This window comes from Nonomuraea corallina, from assembly GCF_027620315.1.
GTDB classification, from domain to species: domain Bacteria; phylum Actinomycetota; class Actinomycetes; order Streptosporangiales; family Streptosporangiaceae; genus Nonomuraea; species Nonomuraea corallina.
The window spans coordinates 1-15,447 of the sequence record NZ_JAPNNL010000173.1 but is presented as its reverse complement, the minus strand read 5'-3'; the positions used below and the strand labels follow the sequence as shown (position 1 = coordinate 15,447).

The 15,447-nt window shown below is 72.9% G+C and carries 13 protein-coding genes; 8 read left to right on the top strand and 5 right to left on the bottom strand.

Annotation, left to right across the window (positions count from 1 at the left end; translation table 11 throughout):
* Positions 1 to 1,876: DUF3352 domain-containing protein (locus OUY22_RS30255; RefSeq protein WP_270158615.1), on the bottom strand; the 1,876-nt coding region annotated here is incomplete at its 3' end.
* 307 nt (positions 1,877 to 2,183) lie between these two features.
* Here OUY22_RS30255 and OUY22_RS30250 point away from each other — a divergent pair.
* From OUY22_RS30250 to OUY22_RS30215, 8 genes are all read left to right on the top strand, one after another.
* Positions 2,184 to 2,975 carry a thioesterase family protein gene (locus OUY22_RS30250; protein WP_270158614.1) on the top strand — a complete coding sequence of 264 codons (792 nt, stop codon included), beginning with the start codon at positions 2,184 to 2,186 and terminating at the stop codon, positions 2,973 to 2,975.
* Positions 2,976 to 3,036: 61 nt separating this feature from the next.
* On the top strand, positions 3,037 to 3,903 hold the full coding sequence (gene murI / locus OUY22_RS30245) for a glutamate racemase (RefSeq protein ID WP_270158613.1): 867 nt from the start codon (positions 3,037 to 3,039) through the stop codon (positions 3,901 to 3,903).
* Positions 3,857 to 4,609 carry an MBL fold metallo-hydrolase gene (locus tag OUY22_RS30240; RefSeq protein ID WP_270158612.1) on the top strand — a complete coding sequence of 251 codons (753 nt, stop codon included), beginning with the start codon at positions 3,857 to 3,859 and terminating at the stop codon, positions 4,607 to 4,609. The genes murI and OUY22_RS30240 overlap by 47 nt, the downstream gene beginning before the upstream one ends.
* A 43-nt stretch (positions 4,610 to 4,652) precedes the next feature.
* Positions 4,653 to 5,372, top strand: a complete 720-nt coding sequence (gene rph / locus OUY22_RS30235) for a ribonuclease PH (protein ID WP_270158611.1) — start codon at positions 4,653 to 4,655, stop codon at positions 5,370 to 5,372.
* Positions 5,369 to 5,959: an RdgB/HAM1 family non-canonical purine NTP pyrophosphatase gene (gene rdgB, locus OUY22_RS30230; RefSeq protein ID WP_270158610.1), complete on the top strand. Its 591-nt coding sequence runs from the start codon at positions 5,369 to 5,371 to the stop codon at positions 5,957 to 5,959. Before rph ends, rdgB begins: the two co-directional genes overlap by 4 nt.
* A gap of 46 nt (positions 5,960 to 6,005) precedes the next feature.
* Positions 6,006 to 7,610, top strand: a complete 1,605-nt coding sequence (locus OUY22_RS30225; RefSeq protein ID WP_270158609.1) for a molybdopterin-dependent oxidoreductase — start codon at positions 6,006 to 6,008, stop codon at positions 7,608 to 7,610.
* 970 nt (positions 7,611 to 8,580) lie between these two features.
* A complete protein-coding gene (locus OUY22_RS30220; RefSeq protein ID WP_270158608.1) occupies positions 8,581 to 9,678 on the top strand; it encodes a toxin glutamine deamidase domain-containing protein in 1,098 nt (365 codons plus the stop codon).
* Positions 9,675 to 9,944 carry a hypothetical protein gene (locus tag OUY22_RS30215; RefSeq protein ID WP_270158607.1) on the top strand — a complete coding sequence of 90 codons (270 nt, stop codon included), beginning with the start codon at positions 9,675 to 9,677 and terminating at the stop codon, positions 9,942 to 9,944. Before OUY22_RS30220 ends, OUY22_RS30215 begins: the two co-directional genes overlap by 4 nt.
* A 136-nt stretch (positions 9,945 to 10,080) precedes the next feature.
* On the opposite strand, the gene OUY22_RS30210 is transcribed toward OUY22_RS30215, so the two are convergent.
* From OUY22_RS30210 to OUY22_RS30195, 4 genes are all read right to left on the bottom strand, one after another.
* Positions 10,081 to 12,567 carry an ABC transporter permease gene (locus OUY22_RS30210; protein WP_270158606.1) on the bottom strand — a complete coding sequence of 829 codons (2,487 nt, stop codon included), beginning with the start codon at positions 12,565 to 12,567 and terminating at the stop codon, positions 10,081 to 10,083.
* A gap of 1 nt (position 12,568) precedes the next feature.
* Complete coding sequence (locus OUY22_RS30205) at positions 12,569 to 13,321, bottom strand: ABC transporter ATP-binding protein (RefSeq protein ID WP_270158605.1); 753 nt, start codon at positions 13,319 to 13,321, stop codon at positions 12,569 to 12,571.
* 108 nt (positions 13,322 to 13,429) lie between these two features.
* A complete protein-coding gene (locus OUY22_RS30200) occupies positions 13,430 to 14,068 on the bottom strand; it encodes a response regulator (protein WP_270158616.1) in 639 nt (212 codons plus the stop codon).
* Between the two features lie 31 nt (positions 14,069 to 14,099).
* Complete coding sequence (locus OUY22_RS30195) at positions 14,100 to 15,263, bottom strand: sensor histidine kinase (protein ID WP_270158604.1); 1,164 nt, start codon at positions 15,261 to 15,263, stop codon at positions 14,100 to 14,102.
* Positions 15,264 to 15,447: the final 184 nt, after the last annotated feature.

Here is a 15,447-nt window from a genome sequence, read left to right as displayed (position 1 = left end):
GCAGGCGCAGGGAGAACGTCATCTCCGTGTCGGTCACCTTGCCGCTGAGACCGGCGGCGCGCAGCACCTCCACGTTCGCCTTCTCCTCGCCCCGCATGTCCGCCAGGTAGAGCTTCTCCACCTTGTCCAGGTCCACGAACAGGCCGTACGTGGCCTCGCCCGCGTCCGGGATGGCGGCCTGGAAGGTCTCGCTCTCGCCGAGGGTGCCCTCCGCGGCCAGCTTCTTGGCGTACTCGTCGGTGGTCGCCACGGTGAACACGCCGTCGCCCGCGACCTTGGCGATCTGCAGCGGCTGGCCCTGGGCGGCCAGGCTCTGCTGCAGCCGGTCCACGATGGCCTGAGCCTTGGCGGGGTCGGTGGCGATCCGCAGGCCGGCCTTGAACTGCTGGGTGTCGAGGCCCTCGCTGTCGACGGCGAGGGTGAGGTTCCGGCCCAGCAGGGTCGCCAGGTCGTCCGGCAGCTTCAGCCCGTACTGCTGCGCCTGCTGCAGGACGGCCTGGAACTCCTGGGACGCGCCCGCCGACTTCTGGATCTCGGGCCACTGCTTGGTCAGCATCTGGTCCATGCCGGAGACCGTGAACGCGCCCGCGGTCGAGCCGGGCAGCGCGGCCAGGTTCGCGGGGCTCAGGTCGGCGCCACCGGTGAGGCCGGTGGCCCCGGTCATGGTGCCGGCGAGTTCGACGTACCCCGCGTCGAAGCGGAGCGCGCCGGTGAACCGGGCGTTCTTGAGCTGCTGGAGCGCCTGCTGCTGCTCGGCGGGCACGAGGTCCTTGGACTGCTCGGTGAGCTTGCCCGCGTGCGCCCAGAACGACAGCACGCCCTGCTCGCCGAGCGTGCCCAGGTCGGCGCTGAACTCGGCGTTGTCGGCCAGGGTGGACTCCGCGGCGGCGTACTTGTCGGCCTGCTCCTGCGTCTGGCCCACGATCGCGTAGTCCTCGCGGAAGGCGATGCCGTGCTTGGCGCGGCCCATCACCTTGGCGATGCCGGCCTTGGCGGCCTCCTCGTCCTTGACCTGGACCGCGATCACGACGTCGGGGTCCTCGCCGCCGCTCGGCACCGCGCCGAACCCGATCCGGCTCCCGAGCCACGGATCGATGTCCTTGGCGAAGTCGACGTCCTTCAGGTCGGCCTCGTTCTCTTTCAGGGAGTCGAAGAACGCCTTGCGCGGATCGTCACCCTGGAAGGTGTCCTTGGTCTCGGAGAACTTCTGCGCGATCTGGAACAGGGCCACCTTCTGGTTGGCGGCCGGGTCCAGGTCAAGCCGGGCGTAGGCGATGGAGTCGGCGGGCAGCACGTCGTGCGGCTGGGTGCCGCCGCCGCCCAGGAACGAGCCCACGGCCCAGGCGCCGCCGCCGAAGAGCACCACGGCGAGCGCCGCCGCGATGGCGATCACCAGCCCCTTGCGGCTCTTGCCGGGCGGCTCGCCGCCCGCCGCGCCCTGACCCTGCCAGCCGAGCTGCTCCTGCTGGCCGTAACCCTGCTGCGGGTAGCCCTGCTGGGCGTGGGCCTGCTGGCCGTAACCCTGCTGGGCGTAGCCCTGCTGCCCGTAAGGCTGCTGGCCCTGACCTTGCTGGCCGTAGTTCTGCTGGTCGTAGCCCTGCTGCGGGTAGCCCTGCTGGGCGTGCTGCTGCTGGCCGTACTGGGCCTGCCCGTACGGGGCCTGGCCGTGCTGTTGCTGCCCGTACTGCTGGTCGTAGCCGGGCTGGCCGCCGTAGGGGGCCTGCTGGCCATAGGACGCCTGCTGGCCGTAAGGAGCCTGCTGACCTGAGTCGGTCTGTCCCCCGTACTGCGGCTGGCCGTGCTGCTGCTGGCCGTAGGGGGCCTGCTGCTGGTACGGCTGCTGCGGGGGGTAGGGCTGGCCGTGAGACGCGGGCATCGTCGGCGGGTTCTCGGGCTGATCCTGATTCCACCGGTACGCTGTCGTCCGGTCAGGATCCTGCCCCGATGGGGGATTATTCGCAGACATCACTCAACTCACACTGTGGACGCTTAAATCACACAGAAACTAGCTGATGTTGCTAGACCCCCGCTTGCAATGTACTGAAGTACGGGTCAGGCCCGGCTTTGTGGGTTCCCCGGCTTCTTTCCGCAAGATCGTCACATTCTGGCAGGTAGGTCGCTGATATCCGGATGCCGTAGAGTATGACGTACTAGAATATAGTTCCGTATCGAGGCAGGGGCGGATGACCAAGTTCGACGAGGCCACGCAGGCGATCCGGGTCGACGAGACCACCTACGACGTGTGTCTCGACCCCGGCTACCAGATCGGCGGCCCGCTCAACGGCGGCTATCTGATGGCCGTGCTGCTGCGCGCCGTGGTCGACGAGTCGCCGTTCGAGCACCCGGTGAGCACGGCCGCCCAGTTCCTCAAGGCGCCCGTCCCCGGGCCCGCGACCGTACGCGTCGAACGGATCAAGACCGGCAGGACCGCCGCGTTCACCCGCGCCACCCTCGTCCAGGACGACGTCGCGCAGATGGAGACCCTCGTCACCACCGCCACGCTGACGAACGCCGGTCCCGTCTACGCCGCCCCGCCCGGGCACGCCATGCCGCCCCTGGAGGAGTGCGTCAAGCTGCCCGACCCCAAGCCCGAGTCGAACATGAACATGAACGCCCAGGTGGAGATCCGGTTCGACCCGCCGAGCATCGGCTGGCTCACCGGCGCGCCCGCCGGCAGGCCCGAGTCGCGCGCCTACTTCCGGATGGCCGAGCCGCAGGACCCCGACCCGTTCGTGCTGGCGGTGGCCGTGGACGCGCTGCCGCCCGTGGTGTTCTCCGCCGGCCTGCGCGGCTGGGCGCCGACCGTCGAGCTCACCTGGCACCTGCGCGCGCTGCCCGCCCCCGGCTGGCTCACCGTGGTCGCCGGCGGCCGGCTCATCGCCGACGGATGGTTCGACGAGGAAGCCGAGGTGTGGGACTCGACGGGCCGCCTGGTCGCCCAGTCGCGCCAGCTGGCGCGGGTGGGACGCGGGTGACACGCGCGCTGTGAGCATTCTTACGCAGTGGGGACAGCGCAGGTCGCCTACCCTCTGAAGAGTGCCGGACGCCAGCATTGGGATCTTCGACAGCGGGGTCGGCGGCCTGACGGTCGCCCGGGCGATCATCGATCAGCTGCCCCACGAGTCCATCACCTACGTCGCTGACACGGCCCGGCAGCCCTACGGGCCCAAGCGCATCGCCGAGGTGCGCGCCTACGCGCTCGAGGTGATGGACCACCTCGTGGGCGACGGCGTCAAGATGCTCGTGATCGCCTGCAACAGCGCCAGCGCCGCCGTGCTCCGCGACGCCCGCGAACGCTACGACCTGCCGGTCGTCGAGGTGATCCAGCCCGCCACCCGGCGGGCCGTGCGCGCCACGCGCAACGGCAGGGTGGGCGTGATCGCCACCCGGGCCACGATCCAGTCGATGGCCTACCACGACGCCTTCACCGCCGCCCCCGACGTGCTGCTCACCGGCGTGGCCGCCCCACGCCTCGTGGAGTACGTCGAGCGCGGCGAGACGATGAGCGAGGAGCTCATCCAGGCCGTCAGCGGCTACCTGGAGCCCATCCAGGAGGCCGGGTGCGACACGCTCATCCTCGGCTGCACCCACTACCCGCTGCTCACCGGCGCGATCTCCTACGTCGCAGGCGACGGGGTCACGCTGGTGTCCAGCGCCGACGAGACGGCCAAGGACGTCTACCGCGTCCTGCACGACCGCGGCCTGGCGGCCGGCAGCGAGGCCACCCCCCGGCACCGCTTCCGCGCCACGGGCGACTCCACACTCTTCGCCCGGCTCGGACGCCGCTTCCTGGGCCCGGAGATCGACGCGGTCGAAGTCGCTCCTGTGGGGGGTACCACCGTCAAGGGAGGCCCGCATGAAAGTGACCATCATCGGCTGCTCAGGAAGCTTTCCCGGCCCTGACAGCCCCGCGTCCTGCTACCTCGTCGAGGCCGAGGGCTTCCGGCTGCTGCTCGACTTCGGCAGCGGATCCCTGGGAGTGCTCCAGCGCCACATCGGCCTGTACGACGTCGACGCGATCTGCCTGTCCCACCTGCACGCCGATCACTGCCTCGACCTGTGCGGCTACCACGTGGCCCGCACCTACGGCCCCGCCGCCCCGTACCCGCGCGTCCCCGTGTACGCGCCCGCCGACGCGCCGCGCCGGCTCGCCGGCGCCTACGGCATGCCGGAGGAGCCCGGGATGGAGACCGCGTTCGACTTCACCGGGCTCGCACCCGGCACGATCGAGGTCGGGCCGTTCACCCTGACCTCCGCCCTGGTCAACCACCCCGTGGAGGCGTACGGGTTCCGCGTCGAGCACGGCGGGCGCAGCGTCGCCTACTCCGGCGACACCGGCGAGTGCGCCGAACTCGTCAAACTGGCCGCCGACGCCGACCTGCTGCTGTGCGAGGCGTCGCTGCTCGACCGGCCGGACCTGCCCGCCGGCCTCCACCTGTCCGGCCGCCAGGCGGCCGAGCACGCCGCCAAGGCCGGGGTGGGCCGCCTCGTGCTCACCCATCTCGTACCGTGGAACCCCGAGACCGCCGTCCTGGACGACGCCACCAAAGGCGGCTACACCGGGCCGATCGAGCTGGCCCGCAGCGGCGCCGTCCACGACCTGGCGTGAGACGCGGTCCGCGCCGACGTGCGGCGGGGATAGGCTGATCCGCATGTCGCGACAGGATGGCCGAAACCCCGACCAGCTCCGCCCCGTCACCATCACCAGAAACTGGCTCTCCCACGCGGAGGGTTCCGTGCTGGTGGAGTTCGGTCAGACGCGGGTGCTGTGCGCCGCCTCCGTGCAGGACAGCGTGCCGCGCTGGCGGCGCGGCAGCGGCGAGGGCTGGGTGACGGGCGAGTACGCGATGCTCCCGCGCGCCACCAACACCCGCAACGACCGCGAGTCCGTACGCGGCAAGATCGGTGGCCGCACCCACGAGATCTCCCGGCTGATCGGCCGCTCGCTGCGCGCCTGCGTCGACTACAAGGCCCTGGGCGAGAACTCGATCCTGCTCGACTGCGACGTCCTCCAGGCCGACGGCGGCACCAGGACCGCCGCCATCACCGGCGCCTACGTCGCGCTGGCCGACGCCGTCGCCTGGATGCGCGAGCGCAAGATGTGCCCCGGCGACCCGCTCATCGGCTCGGTGTCGGCGGTCTCCGTGGGCGTCGTCGGCTCGGTGCCCATGCTCGACCTCTGCTACGTCGAGGACGTCGCCGCCGAGACCGACATGAACGTCGTCATGACCGGCGACGGCCGCTTCGTCGAGGTGCAGGGCACCGCCGAGGGCGCGCCGTTCGACCGCGGCGCCCTCGACCGGTTGCTCGACCTCGCCGCCGCCGGATGCGAGGAGCTCACGCTGATCCAGCAGGAGGCGCTGTCCGCATGAGGATCCTGCTCGCCACCCGCAACGCCGGGAAGATCGCCGAGCTGCGGCGCATCCTCGACGGGTTCGACATCGTGGGGCTCGAGGAGTTCCCCGACATCGGCGACGTGGCCGAGACCGGCGTCACCTTCGAGGACAACGCCCTGCTCAAGGCCCGCGAGGTGGCCCGGCAGTCCGGCCTGCCTTCGGTGGCCGACGACTCCGGGCTCTGCGTCGACGTGCTCAACGGCATGCCCGGCGTCTTCTCCGCCCGCTGGTCCGGCCGGCACGGCGACGACCGGGCCAACCTCGACCTGGTGCTCGCCCAGGTCTCCGACGTGCCCGACGACAAGCTCACCGCCCACTTCACCTGCGTGGCCGCGCTCGCGCTGCCCTCGGGCGAGACGCGCGTCGCCGAGGGCGTCCTGCCGGGACGGCTGATCCGCGCCCCGCGCGGCTCCGGCGGCTTCGGCTACGACCCGATCTTCGTGCCCGACGGCGACACCCGCACCACGGCCGAGATGACGGCCGGCGAGAAGGACGCCATCAGCCACCGCGGCCGCGCCTTCCGCGCACTGGCCTCCGTCGTCCGCGAGCTGCTCGCCCCGTAACCACCGCGTAAGAACCCGCGGCCGCCCGAGGCGTAGCGTCGGTGGTGTGGGGAGAGAACAAGCCGCGCCCGCCTGGGCGGGCGCGCTGACAGGCATCGTGGCGGGCGCCGTGGCGCTCGGCGTCGCGCAGCTCGGCGCCGGGCTGATCCGGGCCGGGGCGTTCCCGGTCCTGGCCGTGGGCGACTGGGTGGTCGACCTGTCGCCGGCGCCGCTGAAGGAGTTCGCGATCCGGACGTTCGGCGAGAACGACAAGAACGTCCTGGTCGGGGGAGTGCTCGTCGTGCTCGCCCTGGTCGCGGCCGGCATCGGCGTGGCGGCCCGGCGTCGCCCTGCCTACGGCACGGCCGGCCTCGCCGCCTTCGGGGCGGTCGGGCTGGCGGCGGTGCTGACCAGGCCCGGCGCGACGGCCGCCGACGCGCTGCCGACCCTGGCCGGGGTGGTGGCGGGCGCCTGCGCCCTGTCCTGGCTCCTGCGCCGCGCCACTCCGCCCCAGGAGGCAGGACCTCTGAGCGGCACACCGGTGCAGGAACCAGCCGGGACCGCCGAGCGGCCCGCGGTCATGCGGGCGCCGGGCGTGCCGGCCGCCTTCGACCGCAGACGCCTGCTCACCGGCGCCGCCGGAGGCGTGGTGGCCGCCGGAGCCACCGCCTTCCTGGGCCGTTCGCTCGCCGGGGTCCGCGTCGTCGACGCCGCCCGGGTCCGCGTCACCCTGCCCCCCGCCGCGCACCCGGCCCCGCCCCTCCCGTCCGGAACCGACCTGAGGATCGGCGGCCTGTCCCCGTTCGTCACCCCGAACGCCGACTTCTACCGCGTCGACACCGCGCTCATCGTCCCCCAGGTGGACCCGCGGACCTGGACCCTGCGCGTGCACGGCCTCGTCGACCGGCCGATCGAGATCACCTACGACGACCTGCTCAGACGTCCGCTCGTCGAGGCCGACATCACCCTCGCCTGCGTCTCCAACGAGGTCGGCGGCCCCTACGTGGGCAACGCGCGCTGGCTCGGCGTGCGGATGGCCGACGTGCTGCGCGAGGCCGGCGTCCGCCCGGAGGCCGACATGCTGCTGTCCACCTCCCGCGACGGCTTCACCTGCGGCACCCCCGTGGACGTCATCCTGGACGGCAGGGACGCGCTGTTCGCCATCGGGATGAACGGCGAGGCGCTCCCCGTGGACCACGGCTTCCCGGTGCGGCAGGTGGTGCCCGGCCTGTACGGGTACGTCTCGGCCACCAAATGGGTGGTGGACGTCAAGGTGACCAGGTTCGACCGCGACGAGGCGTACTGGACGCCGCGCGGCTGGGCGGCCAAGGGGCCCATCAAGACGCAGTCCCGGATCGACGTCCCCCGCGCGGAGGCTGACCTGAAGACCGGCCGCACCACGATCGCGGGCGTCGCCTGGGCCCAGCACACCGGCGTCGACGCCGTCGAGGTGCGGGTCGACCGGGGCCCGTGGCGGCAGGCGCGGCTCGCCCAGGTGCCCGGCCCGGACACCTGGCGGCAGTGGGCGCTCGACTGGGACGCCACGCCGGGCGACCACACGATCGAGGTACGGGCGACGGACGCGGCCGGGCGCACCCAGACCGAACAGCGCACCCCGGTGGCCCCCGACGGCGCCACCGGCTGGCACACGATCAACGTCCACGTCACCTGACGACGGCTCGATCGCCCGGCAATGAGGGCGTTTGTGCTGGTAGCGCCCCTAGTCCTGGCCGAGAATCTTCCTGACTTTCGCCCCTGCGTCACGCCGCGCGCCCCTACGATCGGCGTCGAGCACTGACAGGAGGCAGGACGTGTCCCGCGACCGCAAATCCAGCGTCCGGTGGGTCCTACCCGAGGGGCAGTACAACCCCGTGGTCGCCGACGGGGTGCGGTGGCTCGACTACGAGAGCGCCACCACCCCGGGCCCGCCCGACTCCGATCCGCCCGACTCCGACCCGGCCGGCGTCGATCCGCCCGGCTTTGATCCGCTCGACTCCGACCCGGCCGGCGTCGATCCGCCCGACTTTGATCCGCCCGGCTTTGATCAGCTCGCCCCGCCTGACCCCGACCTCGCTTCGACAGACGCTGATCCCGGCCGCGCGCCGGGTGATCCCGGCTACGCGGCGCGCGGCGGCGGGCCGGGCCGTGCGCGGGCCGGCGGTGATCCCGGTCGTGTGCCGGGTGGCGGCGAGGCCGGCTACGCGCCGGTCGGCGGTAATCCCGGGCGAGGGAGTCGCGGCGAAGTGCCCCGGCCTTCCACACTGTCCGCTGCCCATGCCCAACCGACGCCGGAGCCTGCCGGGAGCCCGCTCGCGGAGCGGCACCCCTGCGAAACGGCCGGGTGGAACTCCGGCGCGTGGCTCTTCGAGGCCCCGGCCGCCGCAGGCCGGCCGCCCGAGGATCAGCTCGCGCCCGACCCGGAACACGACGGCCCCACAGACCTGGCTGCTACGGCTCCGGCGTCGACGGGTCCTGTGGTTCCCGCGTCCGTACGCCCGATCCTCGGGGATGCTGGTCCGGGCCTTGCGCGCACGGTCGCTATGCCCCTGCCTGAGGTTCCGGGGACTGCTCGTGCGGCTCTTGGCGGGGCGGTTTCTGCGGGTCCGGGTCATACGGACGGCGCGAATCCCCCCGGCACGTCCGTGCGAGGTCCCGAGGTACGGGAGGGCGGGGTCCACGACGGTCCGCCCACCGTGGGCTCGACCCGCTGGGGTGATCTGACCCCAGACGGCTCGTCGACCCGGCGCGACCCGGGACCACGGGCTCTCGGCCGGTCGGCCCCGCCTGGTGAGAACCCCGCCGACACGCCCGACCGGCCAACGATCCCGCCGCACGGCGTGGGCGTCGGCCGTGAGCCCGTGACCCCGGACACCCAGGCCGCCGAGTTCGGCCCGCAAGGGAGCGCGGGCGTGGATGGCGCCGGCGGGCTGGGCACCCTGGGAGAACTCGGACGGTCCGAACTCATCAATTCGAGTGGCGAGCAGCCGGACCTGACTGGTCCGGGGCGGCCGGTCGCCGTCGGAGAGGCGCAGATCGGTCATCCATGGCATCAAAAAGGCGCCGGGCGTCCGTCGGATAACTTCGGCAGGGACGCGGGGAGCAGGCGAGGGGTCGCCGGGTACGACTGGTTCGACTGGCCGCACCGGCCGCCGGCGCTGGCCGAGAGCAGGTCGTACGGGATGCCGGGCGGGCTGGCCCGGCCGGACCCGCAGGTGGAGCAGGACCTGGCGCTGGCGGTGGAGCCGGGCACCCGGTTCCCCGACCCGCGCGGGACCTGGGTGCGGCTGATCAACGGCGGCGGCCCCGCCGACGACCCGTTCCGCGCTTCGAACGCCGCCGACTGCGCGCTGGCCGTGCTGTCCACCTGGCACGGGGAGCCGGCCGCCGCCGCGCCGAGGACGCCCGAGTTCGACGCCATCGGCCGGCCGCTGCTCACCGGCGAGGCGGGGAGCACCGCGCGGATGGAACGCTGGACGGGCCAGCGCTTCCAGTACGCCGGCCAAGGCCGGCACGCCTACCCGATGCTGGCCCGTCGCCTGCGCGAGGCGGGGCACGGCGCGTCCGCGGTGATCGTGGTCCGCTGGCCCGCGGGCGGGTCGCACGCCTGGAACGCGGTCAACCACCAGGGCGAGGTCATCTGGATCGACGCGCAGCGTGGTCACATGGCGGTCGATCCTCTCTACACCACCGTGACCGGGGTGTTCTGCGTCATCCTCGACAGGAAGGGGCAGCCGCGGTGAACCTCGACCAGGCCAGGGCGCTCGCGGAGGAGTACTTCAACGGCGTGCGGCCGGCGGAGGAGGCGCTGCCCGTGGGGATCTACGGGTTCGGTGACGGGTTCGTGGCGTGGGCGCGGGAGCCGGAGCCGGATGATCCGGCCCGGCTGCCGGACATGATCGGGGGCGGGTGCGTCGTCATCGACGGGTCCTCGGGCGAGGTGGTCGCCCGTCCTCTGCTGGATCCGGAGTCGGTCGCCGACCTGTGGCCGGGCCGCCACCCGCGCTGACCGGTGGGTCCTGCCGTCGCGGGCCGGGCGCCGCCCCCATGGACGCCCGGCCTCGGGCACGCCGGAACGAAGACCCCGCCACGACAGGGTTACCTATATCCGGATTTAGCCAGCGATAACTGATTTATCCCGATTGTCAGCCGGTGCCCAGCGATCCCACGATCGACGCCCTGGCCGCCCGCCGCCCCGGCAGGATCGCGGCCACCACGCCCGCCACCCCCGACAGCGCCACGAACAGCCCGATCTGCCACGGCGTCACCGCGAAGACCGCCCCCGGCAGCATCGCCCGCGAGGCCGCCCAGCCGAACACGAGGCCGAGCGCCACCCCGACCACCGCGCCGATGAGCCCCAGCACCAGCGCCTCGATCGACAGCATCCGCCGCAGTTGCGCCCTGGTCAGCCCGAGCGCCCGCAGCAGCGCCGACTCGCGGGTCCGTTCGTGCACCGAGAGGGAGAGCGTGTTGGCGATGCCGAGCAGCGAGATGAGGATCGACAGCCCGAGCAGCCCGGCGACGATCATCAGCAGCATGTCCAGCGTCTCGTCCAACTCCCCGCGCACCTCGGTCGAGCTCTGCACCTGGACCGTCGGGTGCGCGGCCGTGGCCGCCTCCACGACGGCCCGCGCCCGCTCGGGGGCCACGCCGTCGGCGATGCGGATCAGCACCCGGCTGTCGGGCACGTCACCGAACAGCTCGGCGAACTGACCCGGAGCCACGGCGAGCGTCGGCAGCGGCGACTCGTCGTCCACGACCGCCACCACCGTCAGCGGCGCCGCCCCGGAGGCCGTGCTCACCCGTACCGTGTCGCCGACGCCCACGCGCAGGTCCGCCGCGGCCTTCTCGGCCACCGCCACCTGGCCGGCGACCGGCTCGGGCAGCGCGCCGGCGACCAGCTTCGGGCTGATCGGACCCTCGTACGTGCCGATCCGCACCTCCACCTCGCCCACCGTCGCGGCGGTGTCGCGGACCCGCAGCACGGCGGCCAGCTCCGGCCGGTCCTTCAGCTCCTCGCCGACCGAGCGGGGGATGCCTCTCTCCCGTTCCTGGGGGACGAGCAGGTAGTCGACGGGGAACTGCTCGTCGAGTTTCTCCGTGACCGTCGCCCGGCTGGACGCGGCGACCACGGAGATCAGCGTCATCAACGTCACCCCGATCGTCAGCGCCACCGTCGTGGTCGCCGTCCGACCGGGGTTGCGGCCCGCGTTGTCCACCGCCAGCCTCCCCGGCACCCCGAACAGCCTCGCCGGGACCTCGCCGAGCACCCGGCTCAGCGGCCTGACCAGCACCGGACCCAGGATCAGCACCCCCAGGAAGGTCAGCACGCCGCCCCCCATCACCGCGAACAGCGAGACCTGCTCGCCCGGCGGCAGCACCAGCGCCCCCGCCGCCGCCGTGCCGAGCCCCGTCACCAGGAAGAGCGCGGCGAGGACCACCCGCAGCCCGCCCGTGCGGAACGGCTGCTCCTCCACCTGCGTGCGCAGCGCGGCCACCGGCGCCACCCGGGTGGCGGTCCGGGCGGGCGGCACCGCCGCGCCGACCGTGACGGCCAGGCCCACGCCCAGCCCGACGGCGATCGTCGCCGGCGACAGGGCGAGCGCCGCCTCGGTCGGCAGCGGCGCGTCCAGCGCGTCCAGGACCGCGAGCGTCAGCGCGCCCAGCCCGTACCCGGCCGCGAGCCCGGTCACCGACGCCACCAGCGCCACCACCGCCGACTCGATCAGGATCGAGCCGAACACCTGCCCTCGGGTCGCCCCGACGCAGCGCAGCAGCGCCATCTCGCGGGTGCGCTGCGCCACGAGGATGGCGAAGGTGTTGTAGATGACCAGCCCCGCCACGAACATCGACACCAGGCCGAACATGAGCAGCCCGACCGTGAGCGCGCGCAGCTCCAGCCCGGCCCGCCAGGCCAGGTCGGCCGCCAGCTCCTCACCGGTCAGCACCCGGTGACCGCCGCCCGCGGCCGCCGCCACGGCGCGCTTGAGCGCCGCCGGGTCGTCCCCGGCCACGTCGATCTCGGCGAAGTCCGCCACGCCGGTCATCCGCCGCGCCGTCGCCGGGGTGAACCCGACCGCTCCGGTGTACGCCAGCTCCTGGTCCACTCCCGGATCCAGGAGGCCGACCAGCTTGAACGCGTGCGCCTGCCCCCGGTCGTCCAGCACCCTGACCGTGTCGCCGACCTTGAACCCCTCGGCCCTGGCCGTGTTCTCGTCGAGCACCGCCGCGTGGTCGTCGGAGCCCGGACCGGTGCCGCTGACGATCGAGGTCCGGTCCAGCGCCCCGGAGATGATCGACACGGCCGTGGTCGGCACGTCGCCGACCGCCCTGCCGTCCCTGCCGAGCAGTGGCGCGCTCGCCCGTACCAGGCCCTGGGCCTCGCGCACGCCCGGCACCTCCCGTACCCGGGCCAGCACCTCCGGCCTGATCCGCTTTCCTGGGTCCTTCGGCAGCACGGCGACCGCCACCTTGCCGGCGTCGGCCGTGACCCGTTCGGCGAACCCGGCCTGGATGGTGTCGTTCAGCACGAACGTCCCCGCGATGAACGCCACCCCCAGCAAGATCGACAACGAGGTGAGCAGCAGCCGGAACCGGTGCGCCCGCAACCCCGCACGCGCGGCCCTCAGCACCTCACACCTCCAGCTTCATCAGCGTGTCCAGCACCGTCTGCGGCGTGGGCGCGGACAGCTCGTCCACCAGCCGGCCGTCACGCAGGAACACCACCCGGTCGGCGTACGAGGCCGCCGTCGGGTCGTGCGTCACCATGACGATGGTCTGACCCAGCTCACGCACCGACGCGCGCAGGAACGACAGCACCTCCGCGCCGCTGCGCGAGTCGAGGTTGCCCGTCGGCTCGTCCGCGAAGATGACCCGCGGTTCGCTGATCAGCGCCCTGGCCACCGCGACCCGCTGCTGCTGGCCGCCGGACAGCTCCGCCGGCCTGTGCCGGAGCCGGTCACGCAGCCCCACCGTGTCGATCACCCGGTCGTAGCGGGCCGGGTCCGGCCGCCGGGCGGCGATCCGCAGCGGCAGCAGGATGTTCTCCTCGGCCGTCAGCGTCGGCAACAGGTTGAACGCCTGGAAGACGAAGCCGATCCGCTCCCTGCGCAGCAGCGTGAGCCGCTTGTCGCCGAGCCCGGTCAGCTCCACGTCACCGATGTGGACCGTGCCGGAGGTGGCCGTGTCCAGGCCGGCCAGGCAGTGCATCAGCGTGGACTTGCCCGACCCGGACGGGCCCATGATGGCGGTGAAGGCGCCGGAGGCGAAGGACACGTCCACCTCGCGCAGCGCGTGCACCCGGGCGTCGCCGTCGCCGTACACCTTGGTCAGGGCCTTGGCCACCACGGCCGGCGGGCCGTGGCGCCGGGACTCGGTGAAGCTCACGTTCACTCCTCGTCAGGGACTTACGAACGCGACTCACGCTAAAGCCGGAAATTTCGTCATCCATGGGCCCTGAGGAGGGACTTCACCTGCGCCGCCGGACGACCCCCATCAGCCGTTCAGCCGATGCGACGGCACGATCAGCCCTGCCTCGTACGCGTACACCACCACCTGCGCCCGGTCGCGCACCCCCAGCTTGGCCAGCACCCGCCCCAGATGCGTCTTGACCGTCGCCTCCGCCACCTCCAGCTCGGCCGCGATCTCCGCGTTCGAGCGGCCCCGCGCCACCATCAGCAGCACCTCCCGCTCGCGCGGCGTCAGTTCCGCCGCCGCGGCCGGCTGATCCGACGGCAGGTGCGCGGCGAACCGGTCGAGCATCCGCCGCAGCGTACGCGGCGACACCACCGCGTCACCCGCGTGCACCGACCGGATCGCGCTCACCAGCTCCGCCGTGGGCACGTCCTTCAGCAGGAAGCCCGAAGCCCCCGCCTTGACCGCCGCGAACGCGTACTCGTCCAGGTCGAACGTCGTCAGGATGAGCACCTTCGGCCCCCGGATGTGGCCGAGCGCCTCCACCCCGTCCATGCCCGGCATGCGCACGTCCATCAGCACCACGTCCACCTCGACGGACCGCAGCAACTCCACCGCGCGCAACCCGTCGCCCGCCTCCGCGACCACCTCGATGCCGGGCTGCGCGCCCAGCACCATGCGGAACCCCGCCCGCAACAGCTCCTGGTCGTCGACCAGCATCACCCGGATCGTCCCGTCCACCCCGAGGCCCCTAAGCCGCCCGCACCCGCGGCACCGGCAGCCTGGCCAGCACCTCGAACCCGCCACCCGGCCGCGGCCCCGCCGTGACCTCCCCGCCGTACATGGCGGCACGCTCCCGCATCCCCAGCAGCCCGTGACCGCCGGACGCGGGCGGCGCGGCCGCCCCCAGTCCGTCGTCCGTCACCCGGACCACCAGCTCCGAGTCGCGGCACCTCAGCTCCACCAGGGCGCCCACCCGCGGACCGCCGTGCCTGAGCGTGTTCGTCAACGCCTCCTGGACGATGCGGTAGACCGCGAGCTGCACGCCCTCCGGCAGCGCGCCGGGATCACCGGTGACCCGCAGCCGCGCCGGCACGCCGGCCCCGCGCACCAGGTCCTCCAGCTGCGCCAGCCCCGGCTGCGGCGTGTAGTCGGGGCCGCCCGCGCCCTCGTCCTCCCTGAGCACGCCCACCAGCCGGCGCATCTCCGCCAGCGCCTCCCTGCCGGTACGGGAGACGGCCCGCACCGCCAGCCGGGCCTGCTCCGCGTCGGAGCCGATCGCGTAACCCGCGCCATCGGCCTGCACCACCATGACACTCACATGGTGGGCCACCACGTCATGCAGCTCCCTGGCGATCCGCGCCCGCTCGGCCGCGGCGGCCATCCTGGCCCGCTGGTCGCGCTCCAGCTCCGCCCGCCTGGCCCGCTCCTCCAGGCCCTCCAGATAACGCCGGCGCGTGCTCGCGTACAGTCCTGCCAGCCAGATCGTCACCACGAGGATCGAACCCGTCGTGAACATGCCCAGCGTCGGCGTGTCCCACCGCACCAGCGCCAGGAACACCCCCAGCTCCGTCACCAGCACCGCCGCCGACGACCACCGGAACGAGCACCGCGCGGCCACCGCCCAGAGCGCCACCAGCACCGCCAGGTTGGCCGGCACCACCTCCACACCCGCGGCCCACTGGCCGAAACTCACCAGCGCGACCCCGCAGAACGCCGGAACCGGCCGCCGCCACCACACCATCAGCGGCGCCAGCAGCAGCAGCGTCAGAACGACATAGCCGGTCAGCCCGGCAGGCTCGTCGAACGCGCGCGGAGCCGACGGCAACAGGCACAGCACCGCGACGGGCGCCACCCACAGGGCGTCCATCACCTTCCCGCGGCGCGCCGACCACGCCCTCACCTTGCCGAACACATCCTCACGATACGGACGCCGGACACCTCCCGGGTCCGCCTTGAGACGGAAGTGCGCGTACGACCCAGGTCTTACACCACGCTTACGGCAGCTACGGCAACCTGATACCCGGGAGCGCCCTCCGGGGTGAGTAAAGGGAGATCGTGAGGACGGATCATGATCGCGATGCCGGGTCGCGCGGTGT